Below are 18,458 nucleotides of genomic sequence, written 5' to 3'. Positions count from 1 at the left end.
CCCTCGGGTTTTGATTCCAGCAGCGTGAAGACGAGGAGAATGATGCCGCCGATAAACGGGATGAGGACGATGAGGTACATCCAGCCGCTGAAGTTCGAGTCGTGGAGTCGACGGACCGTCAGGGCCAAGGACGGGACAATGACTGCCAGGATGAGCCCGATCATATAGGCGGGGCCGGGGACGCTGGCGCCGTTGGGGCCCAGTTTTGCGCCGGCCGCCCCACCGGCAAGCATGATGACGTTCAAGACGATCGAGACGAGACCGGAGACGAGCATCCACCACCAGTATTCGCTCCGGCTGGCGCGGCCGGAGAACGTCCCGTACTTCTTGAAGAACCGCGACGCGGCCTCTGGCAGGGAAGCGCCGTAGAGCGGTGCCCAGAGTGGCACGGGCCCGGATCCGTGAGCCGGGTACGCCGCAGCGGCGTACGGGTTCGGCGCCCACCCCGGGTTCTGCCGGGGCTGCTCGCTGGGCCACCTCTGCCGGCCGGTGCCTTGCTGAGAATAATGCGGATCTGACATGTGATGCTCCTTCACTGGTGTGCCGGGTGGATCCGGGAGGGTCAGGGGACGTCGGCCGCGGCGGAATCGCTGAAGTGTGGCGCCTGGCTCGGCGGGGGCAGGACATGGGCCTGGGCACGCTCGGCACCGCGGCGTTGCGCGTTATGGACCTCGAGGCGGTGACGGCCCGCGATGACGGAGCTGGGACTGCTGCCGAGTAGCCGGCGCGGTTGTGCCATGGTTCCCCCAATACCGGGCGCCCCAGCGGGCCCCCGGCTGTCATGCTACCGGCGTTTTCGTCCCGTGGGCACTATGGCATCCCGGAATGTTTCCGCAGGTCAGGGAGCAGAAAGGGCCGACACCTTGGTGTGCCGTCCTCAGGGCCGGAAGCTATTCGACGAGACGGAGATTTGGGCGCGGTTTAGGCGGCTCCGACGAAGGTACCCCTCAGGGATGCGGTGCCGCTATTTGCAGGTGGCGAGAATCCCGGCGATGGCGTCGTGCTCGGGAGGGGTCATCCAGAGCTTGTACTTGGCCTTCACAGCAGTCTGGCGGGCGACGTATTCGCACCGGAACGCCTTGTTGGCCGGCAGCCAAGCATCGGCCGAGGAGTCTGACTTCTGCTGGTTCGCGGRGCCGTCGGCGGACATCAGGTTCAGCGGATCGTTGGCGAGCTGGAGGCGCTGGCCGGCGCTGATCTGCTGGGCGCCGGTCTGCCAGGCCAGCGACAGGGGAATAATGTGGTCGATCTGGACGTCGGCCGAGTTCTCACCACGGGTGAAGGTGATGGTCTTGCCGGTGTACTTGTCGGCAAGCTTGCCGGAGGCGATGACGCAATCCCTGGTCCCCGGCTTGGTCGTCACGTCGGTGAGGTCACGGCGGAGCATGTCGTTGCGCGTGTCGCAGCCGTTGTGGTCTACATCGGACCAGGCGGGACCGAACTGCCCACGGCTGTACCCGGTCTTTGGGGCCTTGCCCTTCACCGGGATGGACGCCAGCTGGGCTACGGCCGCGGCGGCCTCGCCCGGGTGCGCGGCACCGGCACCGGCACCGGCACCGGCACCGGGACCGGGAGCCTGGGATGCGGCCGCGCTGTGTACGGCGTCTGCGATTTTGGCGCCAACGTGGGCTGCGGCATCACAGCCGGCGAGGGAGCCTGCGAGAAGCAGGCCGGCAAGGACGGTCAGGGACTTGGTGGCGGCGGAGCGGGAGATGTTCATGCCAATCATGAGTGCGGCGAAAATGACCAGATTACCCGCACCCCGTTCCGTGCCCGCGCAGGCCGGAGCATGGAGTCGCTCACGTGAGGCTGTGGCCGCGGCTCCTAGCTGCTTCTCGTCAATACGTTGCGCGGTGAGGGCGCCCTTGCGCGGCCGGCTACTTCAGGGTGAGCACCGGGTTGACGGGAGCCTTCAGCGAATCCACCTGCAGGCTTACGGACAGTTTCTGGCCGGCGGCGACCTTCGTGGCCCAGTCCGAGCCGCTGCAGGTCACCGACACCTTGGGGAGCACCGTGCAGCTGATGCCCCAGGAGTTGGCCACCCGGGTGACGTTCGGATCGGGCCAGCTCACGCTCCAACCGGCCGCCGCCCGGAGGCCAGTGACCTCGATATTGGCCACGTAGCCGCCGGTCCATGAACTGCCGAGGTTCCAGACCGCGCTGATCGGCGCGCCCGATGTAGGGGTGGGCGACGGCGTCGGCGTGACGGTCGGCGTCGCCGTGGCCGTGGCCGTGAGCGACGGCGTGGCAGTCGGCGACGGCGTTGAGGTGACGGTCCCGCCCAGAAAGAACCCCTTTGGCCAATATTTCCTTCTGCGCCTCGACGCGGCGACCGGCCCCTGACCTGCGTATTGTCTTTTTCCGGGCCGTCCGTCAGCCTTAGGAAATGGAACGGCCCGGGCGCAGGATGCCAGCCGGCCAGCAATACCCGCCGTCGCGGTCCGGCAGCCAAACCGGGAAGTGGCGGCACCGGCTGTGGGGCCCGGTTGTCGGCTTCGGCCTGGTCAGCCTCGCCGCGGACATGGTGTCCGACGGCGCCCGCCCGCTCGGCGGTCCCCTGCTGGCCCAGCTCGGTGCGTCCGCGCTGTTCGTCGGCCTCGTGACCGGCGCTGCGGAAGCCGCGTCCCAGGGACTCCGGCTGGTGTTCGGCCCCTGGGCGGACCGCACCAGGAAGTACTGGACTTTCACGATGGCCGGCTATGTGCTGACGGCGGTGTGCGTCCCGCTGCTGGCGTTGACGCCGTTCGCCGGGACCGCCGGGATGGCCCTGGCGGCCGTGCTCATCATCGGGGACAGGGTAGGCAAAGCCGTCCGCAGCCCGGCGAAAACCGTGCTGCTCGCCGCCGTCGCCGGGCCGGTTGGCCGGGGCCGCGGCTTCGCCGTCCACAAGTCCCTCGATCTGGCCGGGGCGCTCCTGGGCCCGCTGCTCGTCTCGGCGGTGCTGGTTGCCACCGGCTCACTGCCGGCAGCCTTTGCGGTGCTCATCATTCCGGCGGCGGCGGCGCTGGCGATTCTCGTTTGGCTGCGCCGCCGCGTCCGGGATCCCGGCGCGGACAGGCCCGTGGCCGACCCCTCCGACTTGCCGGAGCCGCCCCGCGGGAAACCCGCCGGGCGGCAGCCGTCGGCGCTCTCCAGCGTCTTCACCTTGTTCGCGTTGGCCGGGTTCTTCTGGAGCGCCGGACTGGTCGCCTTCGGCGTCATCTCCTATCACCTGACGGCCGACGTGGCCGTCCCCGTCTCGGTGGTTCCGCTGCTGTACGCCGGCGCCATGGGGGCCGCCGCCGTCGGGGCCCTCGCCAGTGGCGTCCTTTACGACCGCGCCGGGGCGGCCGTGCTCCTGGCGCTGCCCGTGCTGATTATGGGGGTGCCCGTACTGGCCCTGGCGCCGAGCGCCGGGCTCGTGCTCGCCGGGGTCCTGGTCTGGGGTGCCGCCACCGGCATCCAGGACTCCACGGTCAAGGCGCTGGTTGCCGATTTGGTGCCCCAACCCCGGCAGGGCACGGCGTACGGGGTGTTCGCGGCGTTCGAGGGCGCCGGAGCCTTGGCCGGCGGCGCCCTGTACGGGTCACTTTACGGCGCACGGCCGGCGCTCATCGCTGCCGTGGCCGGACTGCAGGCAACGGCCCTTGTCCTGCTGCTCGTCACGCTGCACCGGGCCCGGCACGCATCACCTGGCCAAGGGCCCGCAGAGGGGCTGACTTAGCGCGCCCAGACTGAGGCCGCGCCGGAATGTCCCGTGATGATGCTCTGGTAAATGAAGAAGGCCCCCGCGAGGGCGCCGGCAATCAGGACGGCTCCCCGGACAATCCGGTTGCTCCGAAGGCCGCCAAGGAACGCCAGGCGCCGGCCAAAGGGCTCGTAGGTGACCATCAACATTGCCGCGACCAGGACGAAGAAGATCACGGAAAGCACTTTGAGTACGTCACCTTCCTGGGCGTGCTCGTGGACCACCGCCGACGCCGGACGGACTTTCTCCAGCTGCTCGCCTGCCTGCGCGGTCAGGAGTGTTACCGGCACCAGCCCCAGTGACAACACGCCCAAGGGCCACGCCAGGTAGCCCCACCAGCGCCGTGCCACGGCATAAACGATGGCGCCAAGACCTGCAATGGGCGCTAATACCACTACGGCGTGGACGAGCAGGACATGGGCCGGGAGCCCACCAATTTCGATCAAGTGAAATCTCCTCCAGAACGTGACGGCACCGGGTCTGATAACGGGGCAGCGAACTCGCGGCGGGGCCAGACTCCTATGATTCTTGCATGGGATCGCGGGAACTAGCGGGCATTGCCGGGCCGCTCTATGCATTGCCCTACGGGGAGTTCGTGGCAGCTAGAACGGCGGCGGCCAAAGACGTCAGTTCCGCGGGTGTCACCGCCGCCGAGCAGCGTGCCCTGGCGGCCGCAGTCCGTGCCCTGCCCAAGCCGTCGGTCGCGGCGTGGGCGGTGAACATGCTGGCGGCGCACAGCCCCGAAATCCTGCGGGAGCTGGCTGAGCTGGGGACGTCGATGCAGGCCGCTCAGGATGCCCTGGATGCAGCGGACCTCCGCCGCCTCGCCCAGCAGCGGCGCCAGCTCCTCGCCAGCACGGTGAAAGCGGCACAGGCCTTGGCGGCCCGGCACGGACGGGCCATCAGCGCCGCCGTCGCGACGGAAGTGGAGCAGACCCTGCGGGCCGCCACCGCCGACGCGGGGGCCGCCGCCGCCGTGCAAAGCGGCTGTCTGCTCCGGGCGCTCTCGGCGGACGGGGTCGACGTCGTCGATCTCGCCGGCGCAGTGGCGGTCCCGGGGAGCCATTCGGCGTCGGTGCCCGGCACTGGAGCCGCGCCTGGAACCGCGCCTGGAACGGCCAGCGTCCACCGGTCAGCACCAGCGACCGCCGCCGGCGGGACAGAACCGGCGGACCGGACCGCACAGCGCGGCGGAACTGCCGGTGGAAAGCCGACAACGGAACAGCCCCGCCTCCGGGCCGTCGGGACGGCACGGATGACGCCCACGCCGTCGGCAGTGGAACGGGCGCGGACCGCCCTGGAGGCGGCCGAAGTGGCCGCCGCGGAAGCCGACGAGGAGGCAGGCCGCGCGGCCGCGGAGCTGGCGGAGGCGACGGCGGAAACCAGCCGGCTGGCCGACGAGGTGCGCGAGCTCAGGCGGCGTCTGGACGCGGCAGAAGCCGGGCTCAAAACGGCCCGGAAGGATCACGAGCTGGCGTCGGCTCTGGCGCAGCAGACGGCACGGGCCGCCGACCGGCAGCGCCGCAAGGAAGTCCTGGCGCGGGAACGGGTGCTGCGGCTCGGCAACACGCCGGAGGAGTGAAGTCTTAGTGTCGGTGGTCAGTCGCACACTGGAATCATGGAGAACAACCAGAATTTCCAGCAGGGTTTCCGCCATGATATCGAGTCAGATTTTGAGGCGGATTTCAACGACGCACAGGATGGCGCACTGCATTTCGTGGTCACCTACCTGGACACCGACTGCGGCCGGATCCGCACCGAGAGCTTCGATGACGCTGCCTCCGCAGACCGCTTCGCCAGCCGCTGCGTTGCGGGCGAAGACGGCTGGGCCGTGGTCGATGCAATTCCGGCGAAAGAGCGCCGGGCCGCCGCCTGACTCCGGAGGCTTTCGGGACGCCCGAAGGGCCTCCACCCCGTGCGGGGTGAAGGCCCTGTGCGAACGCCGGCTGGCTGCCGGCGTCACGGGAGGTGCTTAGGCGAAGTCGGAGACGGCCGGATCCGGTCCGATCCGGCCGGCATCTTCGGCGGAACGGTCCAGCCCGTTGATGGCCTGGATGTCGGTCTCGTCGAGGCTGACGTCCAGGGCCGCGTAGTTCTCGCGGATCCGGGACTCGGTCACCGACTTCGGAATGACCACGTTGCCGATGGCCAGGTGCCAGGCGATGACAACCTGGGCCGGGGTGGCGCCGTGCTTGGCGGCAATCTGGTCAATGACGGGGCTCTCGAGGAGCTCGCCGCCCTGGCCCAGCGGCGACCATGCCTGGGTGAGGATGCCCTTGGACGCGTTGAACTCGCGCAGGTCGGCCTGGCTGAAGAACGGGTGCAGTTCGACCTGGTTGATGGCCGGAACAACGCCGGTTTCATCGATCAGGCGCTGCAGGCCCTCCTTGGTGAAGTTGGAGACGCCGATGGTCTTGACCCGGCCCTGCTTCTGGAGCTCGATGAGGGCCTTCCAGGTGTCAACGTATTTGTCCTGCTTGGGCTGCATCCAGTGGATCAGGTACAGGTCCAGGGTCTCGAGGCCGAGCCGCTCCATGGATTCCTCGAACGCCTTCAGGGTGGACTCGTAGCCCTGGTCCGCGTTCCACAGCTTGGTGGTGATGAAAATTTCCTCGGGTTTGAGGCCGGAACGCTCGATGGCGCGGCCTACGCCTGCTTCGTTGCCGTAGATCTTTGCCGTGTCGATGTGGCGGAAGCCGGCCTCGAACGCCTGGACAACCACCTTTTCGGCCACGTCATCTTCAACCTGCCACACGCCGTAGCCAAGCTGGGGGATGGTGTTGCCGTCATTGAAAGTCAGTTCCGGTGAAAAAGTCATATAAGTATCCTGCCAACTTCGGCGCCCTCCGGCCAGCGACAGGGCGCCGCTAAGCTAGGCGCGTAACCGGGAATACCCGGGAAATTAAGGGAATGTCGGGAAACCCAGCCATGCCAGGGCGGGCCTGTGCAAGAGACTAATTCGCGTAGCGGCTCAGGCTGGCGTCGGGCCGCCGCCGTCGGCTTCCGCAAGCCGCCGCTCGGCGTCGTGGACCTGTTCCAGCACGGAATCGGCGCGCCGCCGCACCGACGCGGCGCCCGCCGGGACCGGACCCACGGCAAGCCGGAGCATCGCGGCCGCCTCAGCCGTCATGGCCAGGGAGTTGCCCGCCGTCGACAGGGCGCGGTGGACCCCTGCCAACGGCCCCGGGATGTCCAATCCATTGCTGGGAAAGCGCCGCTGGGCCTCCACGCAGACCTGCCGGACCCGGGGCGCGAGCGCGGAGAGCTGATTGGCGATCTCGACGAGCTCGCCGTACAGGGCCTCGTCTTCGACCCCCTCGAGGACCTGGTGGTAGCGGTCAAGCCCGCGGTTGAACCGGTCGTGGGCGCGCCGCCAGAGCCCCTTGCCAAGTTCTGCGTCGTCCCTGCGGCCTTGCCGTGCTGCGCTGAAGAAGCCCAAGGTCGCGCTAAAGGTACTGGCCCGGGCCATGGTCCGGGTCCGCGGGTTCGGGCGGCTCGGGGGACTCCGCGCCGTGACGCGGCGCGGCGGCGCGGACCGGTTCGCCGTTTTCCCCGATGATGACGCCCGGCGCGATCACGGTTCCGGGCGGCAGCTGGCGCAGCTGCATTTGGGCGTAGGTGTGCTCCCTGGCGGCGTGCTGCGCCGCGATGGCCGTCTGGATGCCGTGGAAGAGCCCCTCAAGCCAGCCGACCAGCTGGGCCTGGGCTATCCTCAGTTCCGCGTCGGAGGGGGTTGCGTTCTCCGGAAAGGGGAGGTTGATCCGTTCAAGCTCCTCAACGAGCTCCGGGGCCAGGCCGTCCTCGAGTTCCTTGATGGACCGGTCATGGATTTCGGCCAGCCGGACGCGGGCAGCGTCGTCAAGGGGCGCGGACTTCACCTCGTCCAGCAACTGCTTGACCATCGTGCCGATCCGCATGACCTTGGCGGGCTGGTCCACGAGGTCCTGAAGTTCGCTGCCCCGGGGCGGCCTGGGCCCGGCACCGGGTCCACCGGCGCGGCCGGGCGGCACTGCAGCCGGTGGCGCCAGCGGCGTCCCGGGCAGGGCGTCATCCACGGGTGTGCCTTCGACGGGCACGTCGTCGGCAGTTTGGGCGCGGGGCTGAGTGTCGTGCTGATCGCTCATGGCTTCATACTCTCACGCGCCGGGCGGCCCGGACCCGGCGTCCGCCGGAAGCGGAGGGGCGGCGTCGGACACCGTTGTGCCCCACGCCGCCCCTCCCCCGGCCCGGCCGGGCCAGCTGCCCAGCATCAGCCGCTCAGCAACACCGCCTCAACAACACCGCCTCAACAACACCGCCCCTGCGGATTCGTGTCCTGCCGGTCGGTCCGGTCACACCAGAACTCCCGCTCGGTGAGGGGAAGGCTGGTGTGCCCGGAGGCCTCATGGTGCTCCAGGTACTTCTTGTAGGCATCGGCGCCCAGCACACCGCTGAGGTACCCGGCAAACCCGCGGAACCCAGCGAGGACCGCGTTCACGTCCGGCCCCGCATCAGTGGTGCCCGGACTTTTCGAGCCGGCCTCCGGCCGGGAGCTGGTTCCATTCGGCCACGAGGTCACGCTCCGCCGCCGTGGGGACAAACCCTGCCGGGGCGAAGACTCGGGAGGCCTGTGCGGGGTCTTCGTGCTCGGCGTTGGGCAGCCCCGCGGCGGTGTTCCGCAGGGCCTTGATGGTTGCCATCACTGCCGTGATGATGACGACGATGCTTAACACCACGAAGATGATCGAGAGCCATCCCTGGATCATCGTGTTGCGGACCACGGCCTCCATGGCGGCCTGGGTCTTGGCGGTCCCAAAGGAGGTCTTGCCGTCCGCCAGAGCCTTGGCAAAGGCTGCGTTGTTGGCGAAGTAGCCCACCGCGGGAACGGGCGAGAAGATCTTGTAGAAGCTCGCCGTGATGGTCACGACGGCGGCCAACGCCAGCGGCGCCGCCACGATCCACAGGAACTTCGGGGCGGTGCGCTTGGCGGCAATGGCCAGGCAGACCGAGAGGGCGATGGCCGCGAGCAGCTGGTTGGCGATCCCGAACAGCGGGAACAGGGTGTTGATGCCGCCCAGCGGGTCAGTGACGCCCATCAGCAGGACCGCGCCCCAGGCGGCCACCATGATGGCGGTGCAGAGCCAGGCGCCCGGGCGCCAGGAGTGTTCCTTGAACTTCGGGACGAAGTTGCCGATCGAGTCCTGGAGCATGAAGCGGGCAACGCGGGTRCCGGCGTCGACGGCCGTGAGGATGAAGAGGGCCTCAAACATGATGGCGAAGTGGTACCAGAAGGCCATCATCGCGGTGCCGCCGATGAACTGCTGCATGATGTGGGCAAGGCCGACGGCGAGGGTGGGCGCGCCGCCCGAACGCGACACGATGCTTTGCTCCCCCACGTCCTTGGCCGTCTGCGCGAGATCACCGGCCGTGATGTTGACGCCGGACAGGCCCAGGCTGTTGACCCACGCGGCCGCGGTCTCGACGGTCCCGCCGGTCAGCGCCGCGGGGGCGTTCATGGCGAAGTAGATGCCGCGGTCAATGGAGATTGCGGCGACGAGGGCCATGATGGCCACGAAGGATTCCATGAGCATGCCGCCGTACCCGATCAGGCGCGTCTGGCGCTCCTTCTCGATCAGCTTCGGTGTGGTGCCGGAGGCGATCAGCGCGTGGAACCCGGACAGCGCGCCGCAGGCGATCGTGACGAAAAGGAACGGGAACAGGGCGCCGGAGAACACCGGACCGTTGTCCCGGCCGGCGAACTCGCTGAAGGCAGGCACGGTGATTTCGGGGCGGACCACAATGATGGCCAGCGCCAGCATCACAATCACGCCGATCTTCATGAACGTGGAGAGGTAGTCGCGGGGGGCCAGGAGGAGCCAGACGGGCAGGATGGCTGCGACGAAGCCGTAGATGATGAGGCCCCAGGCGATGGTGACCTTGTCCAGGTGGAAGAACGCGGCACCCCATTCGGTGCCCGCCACGGCGCCGCCGCCGATGATGGCGGCCATGAGCAGCACGAAACCGATCAGGGACACCTCCATGACCTTGCCCGGCCGTATGAAGCGCAGGTACACGCCCATGAAGAGGGCGATCGGGATGGTCATGCCCACCGAGAAGACGCCCCAGGGGCTCTCGCCGAGGGCGTTGACGACCACCAGGGCGAGGATGGCGACGATGATCACCATGATGAGCAGGGTTGCGATGAGGGCGGCCGTGCCGCCGATGACGCCGAGTTCCTCGCGGGCCATCTGGCCCAGGGACCGGCCCCCGCGGCGCATGGAGAAGAACAGGACGAGGTAATCCTGGACGGCGCCGGCAAGGACGACGCCGATGATGATCCAGATCGTGCCGGGCAGGTAGCCCATCTGGGCCGCGATGACCGGGCCCACCAGTGGGCCGGCGCCGGCGATGGCGGCGAAGTGGTGGCCGAAGAGGACGTTGCGGTCCGTCCGGACGTAATCCTTGCCGTCGGCCTTGTATTCGGCCGGGGTGGCACGGCGGTCGTTGGGCTTGGTCAGGTAACGCTCAATGACCTTGGAGTAGAAGCGGTAGCCAATCAGGTAGGTGCAGACGGAGGCGAACACAAACCAGATGGCATTGACGGTCTCGCCGCGGATGATGGCGAGCATGAACCAGGCGATCCCGCCCAGCAGCGCAATGGCCGCCCACAGCGCGATCTTGGCGGGCGTCCAGGCGCGGTCCGCGGCGTCGCGGACCGACTCATCCACCGACGTCGGCGGGAGGGACGGGTCCGGAACGACCCCGTCGTCGAGTTGCGCGGTGCCACGCGCGCTGCCCTGCGTGAGGTTGTTTGTGCTTTCGCGTTGTGTGCCATCTGGCATTGTGCCCATGTCTCCTCCTTGAGAAACCCAGCTGGGCAGTCCACCGGTACAGAACTGCCCTCCGGCACCCTACCAATGCGGGCGGGTCCCGGCCGCAGCCCTGCGCCCGGCGGTGTGTATTGCGCGACGAGCGGTCGGCCCGGCTACGCCCGGAGGTTGCTGAGCTGCACGAGGCGGGCCTCGCAGAGGTCCAGCCAGCGCACCTCGGCTTCGGTCTGGAAGATGAGGGAATCCAGCACCAGGAGCCTGGCGGTGTCGGCCGCGCGCTGAAGCGCGGCCGTGTCGCGGCGGGACTTGGTGTAGTCCTGCAGCGCGCGGATGGAGACCGTCCGCTGGGCGTGGATGATGGCGCCGACGTCTGTCCCGGGAATCGTGAGGCCGAGGGCGAGCTTGATGGCCAGTTCATTCCGGGGCGGATTCGCGCGGGATACCGGGGCCGTGAACCAGGCGCCGACTTCGGTCCGGCCGGCCGTGGTGATGCTGTAGATGACGTGCCCGTCGCCGTCGCCGCCGTCTTTGCGGACCAGCCCGTCGCGTTCCAGCCGGTCCAGGGTGGTGTAGACCTGTCCGATGTTCAGCGGCCAGGAGGACCCGGTGCGGTCCTCGAATTCGGTCCTGAGCTGGTACCCGTAGCGCGGGCGGTCCTGCAAGAGGGCGAGGAGACTGTGACGTATAGACATGGCGCCCCCCGGAATCGCTAAGTCACGAAATCACACAGCATACACGCGCCCCAAGACGCGTGTATACCGCGTATGGAACCACGCTATCGTCTTTGGTGTCTTTGCCGCAAAACAGCGCATGCCCCGCACGGAATAAGTCGGCCCGGACCTGCGGTTTTAGGCCGGATTCCACACCCCGTTACATGACTAGAAGGACCTTGCCCACGTGGTCGCCGGAGTCGAAGTAGGTGTGTGCGGCGGCGACCTGGTCCAGCGGGAAGCTCTTGGCCACGAGGGGCCGGATCCTGCCGTCGGTCAGCATCGGCCACACGGCGTCGCGGACGGCGTTCATGATCACTGTCTTTTCCTCCACCGGGCGGGGACGCAGTGCGGTGGCGATGATAGCGGCCCGTTTCTGCAGCAGCTGGCCAAGGTCCAGTTCCGCCTTCGCGCCGCCCTGCAGCCCGATCACCACGAGGCGTCCGTAGTCGGCGAGCGCATCGATGTTCTGCTCGAGGTATTTGGCCCCGACGACGTCGAGGATGACGTCCGCGCCTTTGCCGCCGTTTTGCGCGCGCAGGCTCGCCGGGAAGTTTTCCTCCGCGTAGTTGATGGCGATGTCCGCCCCGAGGAAGGCCTTGGCGGTGCCGACTTTTTCCGCGTTCCCGGCCGTCGTGGCCACGCGGGCGCCGACGGCCTTGGCCAGCTGGATGGCCATGGTGCCGATACCGCCTGTGGCTCCGTGGATGAGGACAGTTTCGCCCGGCTGCAGCTGCGCCGTCATGATCAGGTTGGAATAGACCGTCGCCGCGACCTCGGGCAGCGACGCCGCCGTGACCAGATCCACGCCGTCGGGGATCCTCAGGACCTGACCCGCGGGGACGGCCACCTGCTGGGCGTAGCCGCCGCCGGCGAGCAGCGCCACCACCTTGTCCCCCACGGAAAACGCCTTGGTCACGCCCGGACCGAACCCTGCGATCCGGCCGGAGACCTCCAGCCCGGGGACCTCCGAGGCGCCCGGGGGCGGCGGGTAGAAGCCCTTGCGCTGCTGGACATCGGCACGGTTAAGGCCCGCGGCCACGACGTCGATCAGCACCTCGCCGGGGCCGGCCACCGGGGCCTGAACCTCACGGACTTCGAGGACCTCGGGTCCGCCGGGCTCTGAGATATAGACGGCCTTCATGGAGCACTCCCGATTCCTAACTGGCTCCGCGCACGTTCGCCGCGATCGCCAGGTCCGATCAACATCACTCCCCAGAATATGGCGGGGAGCTGCACGCGTCCGCAAGCGCACCGTGTTTTTGGTTTTTGTTGCAGCCGACTGCCTATGAAAGACTACTCGTTAGGGAAGGTTGTCCGAGCGGCCGATGGAGCTGGTCTTGAAAACCAGTGTGCGGTGACCCCGTACCAAGAGTTCGAATCTCTTACCTTCCGCGGGAGCGCAGATCATGCGCGGTTCAGAGGCCGGCCCGGGGCGATCGAAAGATCGTTCCGGCCGGCCTTACTCGTCTCCGCCCCGGAGTGAAACTCCCGACCGGCCCAAGAATTATCGGCTGTGAATGTTGGTCGGGTTGGCGGCCAACTGGCAGCCCAAGGTAACGGTTCTGCACCGTCTTTCGGACCTGACAATAACTTCCGGGCCCATACCTGATACTGAGGTCTCGAGCGGGATATTCACCCCGCCGTCGCAATATTGGGGAACAAAAAAGTGGGTCTCAACAGCACCGGGTTTTACGCGCATGTCACAATGGCGGGCATCGCGCTCAGCCTCGTCCTTGCCGGATGTGCATCACAGCCAGGAACTGATCCTGCCGCTGCCGCTCCGCGCTCGACCACGGGGGCCACGGCTGGGGCCGCGCCGACCGTGACGGCCACACCAACCGCCACTCCAGCACCGGTGGCCCCGACCGCCAGCGCGGCACCCCCGGTTGCGGCGCCTGCCCCGTCAGCGAAGCCTGCAGCACCTGCGCGGAAGACGTTCACTTTCCCGGATGGCCACATTTCCTTCACGTATCCGTCGACCTGGACCGTGCGAACGGTCCTCCCGCCTGCCCGAACCGTCCCCGGCGTTGAAGCGATCGTTTCCGATGGCGCCGGCAACGATCTGCTCTCACTACAAAATGGCTTTACTACTGGTTGCGCAACTGCGCCCACCTCCCGCGAAGTGTTCGATAAGGTGCAGACTCCGGGAATGACCGCACCGGGCGGCACTAAACCCGTTTTTGGGTTCGCCGTGGAATCCTCTTCGACCCGCGATTTTTACGGAATGGGTCTCCGCGACCCTCGATACCTGGAGCAGGGCAAAGGCGTCACCTCAAGCTGCGGGCTCCTGGCCACGGGGAACGGCGGGCTCACCACGAGTGTTCTTTTCAACGACCCCGCGTTCCCGACCCGGGCCGCCGCAAAGGCCGGGATGGCAACAGACCGGTACGCCCAGCTTAAGGCGCTGCTCATCAGCCTGAACTACGTCTAAGGCAACTCCGGCGCCGGGTAGCACGCTCTCTGGCGGGCACGGAACTTGCCTCCCGTCAGCTGGTTGCCCGGCGCCGTTCGATCGTGGCGTCTTCGCTTGCACTCCAACTGGCGAGGAGGTGCAGCCGTTCCGCTGAGGGCGAGCCCGGCTCGGCGGTGTAGACCAAGAGGACCAGGCCCGGTTCCGCGGTGATCGCCAGTTCCTCGTAGGCCAGCGTGAGTTCGCCGGCCACGGGGTGGTGAAAGCGTTTCGTGCCGGACCCGTGAGTCCGCACATTATGGGCGCCCCACAGTGTCCGAAACGTCTCACTGCGGGTCGACAGTTCGCCGACCAGGTCCTGCATGGTGCGGTCGTGGGGGTCGCGGCCGGCTTCAGCGCGCATGATGCCGACGCACATTTCACCGAACAAGTCCCAGTCTGGGTAGAAGTCGCGCGAGGCGGGGTCGAGGAACTGGAACCGCGCCAAGTTCGGGGTGCGGCCGCCGTCCCCGATCACTGGAGAGTAGAACGCCCGGCCCAACGCGTTCGTCGCGAGCAGGTTCTGGTACGGGTCGCGAACGAATGCGACGCCCTCGGTGATCGCTTCCAGCGCCCACTGCAGGCTCAGACGCGCCCCGGCCTGGACGGTCGCGCGCCTGCGCGACCGTCCAGAGGTCGGGATGCCGTCTGCGGCGCGGGCCAGATCGAACAAGTGGGCACGCTCGGTGTCGTCAAGCCGGAGGGCACGCGAGATGGATTCGAGCACGGACGAGGACGCACCGGCGATGGAACCGCGCTCCAGCTTGGCGTAATACTCCACGCTGACGTCGGCGAGAACCGCAACCTCGCTGCGCCTCAATCCGGCCACCCGTCGGTTCGAGCCTGCCGCAAGGCCCGCTTGTTCCGGCGTCAGTCGTGCACGGCGCGACATCAGGAACTCACGCACTTCACCCCGGTTATCCATGCATCAAGGGTAAATCGCTGCGGCCGAACAAGGGGTTCCCTCCCGGTACACGTCTCACCGGGGACTCCCCCGCCCACGGAAATCGGGATTGACTGGCCGGAGGGTTGAGCGGTGCTTCGCGGCCTGCGGAACGGTCGACGACGTCGGGCGAGGCGCCGCTTCCGGTGGCTACACAGCCACGCTTGACCAACCCCACCGCTGAGGCACTACCGCCACGCACGAAAGGAACCGCATGACGACCGCCCCCACCCGAACACCGGCACCGGAAACCAGTGCCTTGGTCGACGCCACACCAGAGGGCAGCGCACAAGAAGACAATGCACAAGAAAACAGAGCACAGCAAAGACTGCCCCTGACCGCACTGGTGGTCCTGGCCGCCATGGGATTTATCCTCGTCGCCACCGAGACGATGCCCGCCGGCCTGCTTCCTGTCATTGCCGCCGGCCTCCACACCGGCGAAGGTACGGTGGGTCTGCTGGTCAGCGCGTACGCCCTCGGAACGGTCATCGTCACCATCCCCGCGATCATGCTGACGCGTGGCATGCGACGAAAGCCGCTCCTGCTCGGCGGAATCGCCGGTCTCGTGCTTGCCACCACGGTCACCGCAGTCTCCCCCGATGTGACGTTGTCACTCGTGTCACGATTCTTTGCGGGCGCATTCTCGGGAATCATCTGGGGAATGCTCGCCGCTTACGGGCGCCGCATCAGCCCGCCCCGGCACGCAGGGTTGTCCTTGGCCATCGTGTCCACCGGGGCGCCCCTCGGATTCGCGTTCGGCACCCCACTCGGCGCCTGGATCGGAACAGCTTTCGATTGGCGCTGGTCATTCGGTGCCCTGTCCGCCCTGGGGGTCATCGTGGCTGCGCTGATCCTCGGATGCGTCCCCGACGCCGCCGGCCAACCGCGGGCGTCACGGCTCCCCCTGGGCCGGGTGTTCAAAATCCCCGGCGTCGCCGTCATCCTGGCCGTCATCGTCGCCTGGATGCTCGCCCACAGCACCATCTACACCTACATCGCCCCCTACCTCCGGGCCACCGGCACCGGCCTCTCCGCCAGCCTGGTCCTGCTGGTCTACGGCATCGCGTCCGTCGTCGGGGTCGCCGTCACCGGTGCGCTGCTGGACCGCCACCCGAGGCCCCTCCTTCACCTCAGCGTCACCGTGTTCGTCGCTTCCGGACTCATTCTGCTGATCGGACATGCATCGGTAGTCGCCATCCTGATCGCCGCCGCGCTCTGGGGCCTCACCTTCGGCGGCGCATCAGCCCAAGTCCAGGGACCACTCACCACCGCCGGAGGCGACAACGCCGACGTCGCCAATGCATTCCTCCCGGTCGCCTTCAACCTGGCTATCTTCGGCGCGGGCATTCTCGGCGCGCTCCTCCTGACCCCATTCGACGGGCTGGCGCTCCCGGTCGTCATGATCGCCCTCGGCATCACCGCCCTGCTGCTCACCCTGTACGGCCGCCGCTCGGCATTCCCGCGCCGGCTCTGACTGGCTATTGGTGCCAAGAACAGCTACGGCAATGATCCCCGGAACGTTCCGGGGAGACCGGTGTCCATGCCTTGCGACAATGGTGACGGGACAAGAACGGCCGGCTGGTAGGCCGGCCGTTCCTGTTTCTCCTCGGCAAAGGAAAAGGATTCAGCCCAGCTGAATCCTTCTTGTCCTGCGTCCGGGCCGCGATGGAGGTTGTTGCCCCTGGTTAGCGCGGCACGGGTCCGCAGCTGGTGAGTGGTTGCTGTGCCCCTAGCCTCAGGCGCCTGCTTCCGCTCCGTAAAGCCTGTCGAGCAGCCGCAATCCCCGGTGCGCCCAGGAAATTTCGGCTTCAGAGTCGAGAATCAGCCCCTCGTAGGCATAGCGTTTGAAAGCCCGGGTACCTTCTCGGTCCTCCGGTGCCATTTTCTCGAGCCGACGGTTAAGTATGGGCGAGGCGCCGGAGTCGATCTGGTAAAGGATTTTCTCCCATCCTTGGATCTGGTCACTGTGGTGCTCTATATGCGCCCGAAGCTGTGYCCGAGCTGCCGAGGGCTCCGCGGTTTCCATGTAAGTCGCACGCAGGCGGACCTGGTCGCGCTCAGGCTGATAGGTGTTGGGTGTGTCCATCCAGGCCGCAAAGGCCTCTTTCCCTGACGCCGTGATGTGGTAACGGCGTTTGGTTCCGGAGCGCCCCCCGGCATCTCCTCCCCCTCAAGGAGCCCTTCACGTTCCATCTTGCGCAGTTCGGGATAAATCTGGGAGTCAGGGACGCTATGGCACTTGCTCGCCCGAACCGACATCGACCTGACAAAACTTGAAAACCAGTGTGCGGTGACCCCGTACCAAGAGTTCGAAGCTCTTACCTTCCGCGGGAGCGCAGATATTGCGCGGTTCAGGGGCCGGCCCGGGGCGATCGAAAGATCGTTCGGGCCGGCCTTTACTCGTCTATTCAGTCAGCATCCTTGGCCGGAATGTTGGCCACAGCATTACTTCTTGAACCATGCAGCGCGCACAGGAGTTCCGTGTTGCAGGGAATCCCGCAGCGACCAGGCACCCAGTCCGCGATCTTCGCACGCATCGACGATCCCGGCGGTTAGCTCTCCCCTGTCCAGCGATGGTGAGGGTCCGTCGTCGACGCCGTCTGCCGGGCCAGCGTGACCGTCGTGCGAAAGGAGGATAGCCCCGGGGACCGCACCGGTCATTGCCTTGCGGATACGGTCGGATTGGGGCATCTCCCTGGAATCCCAACTCGTGGCACCCCACATGACGGGCATAAGCCCGGCGGACTGGACCGCGCGCCAACTAGCCAATGTCTGCCGCCCGTATGGTGGACGGACCCACTCGACCCGGCTGCCGATCAAATCTTCGAGCTCGGCGCGGCCATCCCTGGTCCTTTGAGCAACTTCACGAAAAGAAAAGCCAGTGAGCCGCCGATGGTCAAGTCCGTGGAGGGCTATCTCATGGCCCGCAGCTGCGACTTCGCCCAGCAAGCCCGGATGCCGGCGTGCTCGGCTGAGCAGCACGAAGAACGTGGCGCTCAACTGCCGTTCATCAAGCACCTTCAGGATGCTGTCTGTCCCGCCTGGCTCTGGGCCGTCGTCATAGGTCAGGACAATATTCCGGACCGCCGTGTCGACGGCCACGACCGAGCCGACAAAACCTGAATGTGCGCGGATGATGGGCTTGGCTGCGCGAACTACAACCCGCGCCAGGTGCTTCATCCGCTATTCCCCGGCCGGCGGACGGCTGGCCGCCTGAACCACGTCTGCGAGCGTCTTTCGCGCGCGTACTCAAGATAGGCGACTCCAATCGCCCCGGCGAGCATCCCTGCACCGCGGTAGGCTGTCCGCAATCCTCGCGCCTGATGGCGGTGGGATGCCATGAGCGTCCCGAAGCCGAACCGCAAGGACCCGCCGCACATTCGCAGTATGCCGCGGAAAACCGACATCAGGCGCGCCACCCCCCTTTGCATGGCTCTTTCCGCCGAGTGGATGTCGACCAATGCGGCCGAATTTCCGTGGCTCCATGCTCTTCGGAGAACCCAGTTCCGGGTCGTGCGATCAGCGGGAACGAAGTCCGTCGCCACCGATTCGTCGCACCAGAGAATCTTTCCGCCCGCCCGCACAAGCAACCGACTGAAAAGAGTGTCCTCGCCTCCTGAGAGACCGAAATTATTGTTAAAACGTACACCGGCTTTCCGGACTTGGCGCATGTCTAGCAAGAGATTGCCCGCCGCCGCCACCGGCACCACCGTCCCGGTCGGCAGCCTCCGGCGGCGGAAGAAAGAACCAGCGGCAATCCAGGGATCAAGTTCAGCATCAAACTGCGAAACCACTCTTCCCATGACTGCGGCTGGAC

General features: G+C 67.1%; 21 protein-coding genes, 1 tRNA gene and 1 pseudogene. 7 read left to right on the top strand and 16 right to left on the bottom strand.

Annotated elements, in window-relative coordinates; translation table 11 throughout:
• The 4 genes from AC1D1W_RS15670 to AC1D1W_RS15655 all read right to left on the bottom strand — a co-directional run.
• A partial coding sequence (locus tag AC1D1W_RS15670; protein ID WP_476944173.1) for a DUF805 domain-containing protein occupies window positions 1-389 on the bottom strand: 389 nt, incomplete at its 3' end.
• A gap of 173 nt (window positions 390-562) precedes the next feature.
• The gene (locus tag AC1D1W_RS15665; RefSeq protein ID WP_243181849.1) at window positions 563-739 is read right to left on the bottom strand and encodes a hypothetical protein; all 177 of its coding nucleotides are present in this window, start codon (window positions 737-739) and stop codon (window positions 563-565) included.
• A gap of 225 nt (window positions 740-964) precedes the next feature.
• Entirely contained in the window at window positions 965-1,720 is a 756-nt protein-coding gene (locus AC1D1W_RS15660) for an HNH endonuclease family protein (RefSeq protein WP_476944172.1), read from the bottom strand.
• A gap of 157 nt (window positions 1,721-1,877) precedes the next feature.
• Window positions 1,878-2,165: a cellulose binding domain-containing protein gene (locus tag AC1D1W_RS15655; protein ID WP_476944174.1), complete on the bottom strand. Its 288-nt coding sequence runs from the start codon at window positions 2,163-2,165 to the stop codon at window positions 1,878-1,880.
• Window positions 2,166-2,184: 19 nt separating this feature from the next.
• On the opposite strand from AC1D1W_RS15655, the gene AC1D1W_RS15650 reads away from it, so the two are divergent.
• Both AC1D1W_RS15650 and AC1D1W_RS15645 read left to right on the top strand, forming a co-directional pair.
• Entirely contained in the window at window positions 2,185-2,343 is a 159-nt protein-coding gene (locus AC1D1W_RS15650; protein WP_243181846.1) for a hypothetical protein, read from the top strand.
• A 43-nt stretch (window positions 2,344-2,386) separates the two neighbouring features.
• Window positions 2,387-3,703, top strand: a complete 1,317-nt coding sequence (locus AC1D1W_RS15645; protein WP_476944171.1) for an MFS transporter — start codon at window positions 2,387-2,389, stop codon at window positions 3,701-3,703.
• Here AC1D1W_RS15645 and AC1D1W_RS15640 read toward each other — a convergent pair.
• Complete coding sequence (locus AC1D1W_RS15640) at window positions 3,700-4,173, bottom strand: DUF2231 domain-containing protein (RefSeq protein WP_243181844.1); 474 nt, start codon at window positions 4,171-4,173, stop codon at window positions 3,700-3,702. The two genes, AC1D1W_RS15645 and AC1D1W_RS15640, sit on opposite strands and share 4 nt — an antisense overlap.
• An 86-nt stretch (window positions 4,174-4,259) precedes the next feature.
• On the opposite strand from AC1D1W_RS15640, the gene AC1D1W_RS15635 reads away from it, so the two are divergent.
• Window positions 4,260-5,309: a hypothetical protein gene (locus tag AC1D1W_RS15635; RefSeq protein ID WP_476944170.1), complete on the top strand. Its 1,050-nt coding sequence runs from the start codon at window positions 4,260-4,262 to the stop codon at window positions 5,307-5,309.
• 36 nt (window positions 5,310-5,345) lie between these two features.
• On the top strand, window positions 5,346-5,603 hold the full coding sequence (locus AC1D1W_RS15630) for a hypothetical protein (protein WP_279294440.1): 258 nt from the start codon (window positions 5,346-5,348) through the stop codon (window positions 5,601-5,603).
• Between the two features lie 96 nt (window positions 5,604-5,699).
• On the opposite strand, the gene AC1D1W_RS15625 is transcribed toward AC1D1W_RS15630, so the two are convergent.
• From AC1D1W_RS15625 to AC1D1W_RS15595, 7 genes are all read right to left on the bottom strand, one after another.
• Window positions 5,700-6,545, bottom strand: a complete 846-nt coding sequence (locus AC1D1W_RS15625) for an aldo/keto reductase (RefSeq protein WP_476944169.1) — start codon at window positions 6,543-6,545, stop codon at window positions 5,700-5,702.
• A 153-nt stretch (window positions 6,546-6,698) separates the two neighbouring features.
• Window positions 6,699-7,166: a hypothetical protein gene (locus tag AC1D1W_RS15620; protein WP_243181865.1), complete on the bottom strand. Its 468-nt coding sequence runs from the start codon at window positions 7,164-7,166 to the stop codon at window positions 6,699-6,701.
• A gap of 7 nt (window positions 7,167-7,173) precedes the next feature.
• A complete protein-coding gene (locus tag AC1D1W_RS15615) occupies window positions 7,174-7,851 on the bottom strand; it encodes a bacterial proteasome activator family protein (RefSeq protein ID WP_476944168.1) in 678 nt (225 codons plus the stop codon).
• Window positions 7,852-8,012: 161 nt separating this feature from the next.
• Window positions 8,013-8,204, bottom strand: a complete 192-nt coding sequence (locus AC1D1W_RS15610) for a YbdD/YjiX family protein (protein ID WP_476944167.1) — start codon at window positions 8,202-8,204, stop codon at window positions 8,013-8,015.
• A 13-nt stretch (window positions 8,205-8,217) separates the two neighbouring features.
• Window positions 8,218-10,557, bottom strand: coding sequence for a carbon starvation CstA family protein (locus tag AC1D1W_RS15605; RefSeq protein WP_476944166.1), 2,340 nt, complete (start codon window positions 10,555-10,557; stop codon window positions 8,218-8,220).
• 134 nt (window positions 10,558-10,691) lie between these two features.
• Entirely contained in the window at window positions 10,692-11,228 is a 537-nt protein-coding gene (locus AC1D1W_RS15600; RefSeq protein WP_476944165.1) for a PadR family transcriptional regulator, read from the bottom strand.
• Window positions 11,229-11,406: 178 nt separating this feature from the next.
• Entirely contained in the window at window positions 11,407-12,390 is a 984-nt protein-coding gene (locus tag AC1D1W_RS15595) for an NAD(P)H-quinone oxidoreductase (RefSeq protein ID WP_028276366.1), read from the bottom strand.
• 163 nt (window positions 12,391-12,553) lie between these two features.
• On the opposite strand from AC1D1W_RS15595, the gene AC1D1W_RS15590 reads away from it, so the two are divergent.
• Window positions 12,554-12,641, top strand: a tRNA-Ser gene (locus tag AC1D1W_RS15590).
• Window positions 12,642-13,398: 757 nt separating this feature from the next.
• Window positions 13,399-13,680 (top strand): hypothetical protein, encoded by a 282-nt coding sequence (locus AC1D1W_RS15585; protein WP_476944164.1) that lies wholly within the window; start codon window positions 13,399-13,401, stop codon window positions 13,678-13,680.
• Between the two features lie 55 nt (window positions 13,681-13,735).
• Here the strand turns inward: AC1D1W_RS15585 and AC1D1W_RS15580 are convergent, their stop codons facing one another.
• Complete coding sequence (locus AC1D1W_RS15580) at window positions 13,736-14,623, bottom strand: helix-turn-helix transcriptional regulator (RefSeq protein WP_243181836.1); 888 nt, start codon at window positions 14,621-14,623, stop codon at window positions 13,736-13,738.
• A 232-nt stretch (window positions 14,624-14,855) separates the two neighbouring features.
• Between AC1D1W_RS15580 and AC1D1W_RS15575 the strand changes: the two genes are divergently transcribed.
• Window positions 14,856-16,115, top strand: coding sequence for an MFS transporter (locus AC1D1W_RS15575; RefSeq protein ID WP_476944163.1), 1,260 nt, complete (start codon window positions 14,856-14,858; stop codon window positions 16,113-16,115).
• A 261-nt stretch (window positions 16,116-16,376) separates the two neighbouring features.
• Here the strand turns inward: AC1D1W_RS15575 and AC1D1W_RS15570 are convergent, their stop codons facing one another.
• From AC1D1W_RS15570 to AC1D1W_RS15560, 3 genes and pseudogenes are all read right to left on the bottom strand, one after another.
• Complete coding sequence (locus tag AC1D1W_RS15570) at window positions 16,377-16,727, bottom strand: hypothetical protein (protein ID WP_476944162.1); 351 nt, start codon at window positions 16,725-16,727, stop codon at window positions 16,377-16,379.
• A 359-nt stretch (window positions 16,728-17,086) separates the two neighbouring features.
• Window positions 17,087-17,821 carry a polysaccharide deacetylase family protein gene (locus AC1D1W_RS15565; RefSeq protein ID WP_476870957.1) on the bottom strand — a complete coding sequence of 245 codons (735 nt, stop codon included), beginning with the start codon at window positions 17,819-17,821 and terminating at the stop codon, window positions 17,087-17,089.
• A pseudogene (locus AC1D1W_RS15560) lies at window positions 17,818-18,458 on the bottom strand (glycosyltransferase family 2 protein); the annotation flags it as partial. The pseudogene AC1D1W_RS15560 and the gene AC1D1W_RS15565, both read right to left, overlap by 4 nt.

The sequence above is a fragment of the Arthrobacter sp. P1_B4 genome (assembly GCF_056406555.1).
Note: the sequence above shows the minus strand (reverse complement) of the source record. Positions and strands in the feature narration are given on the sequence as shown.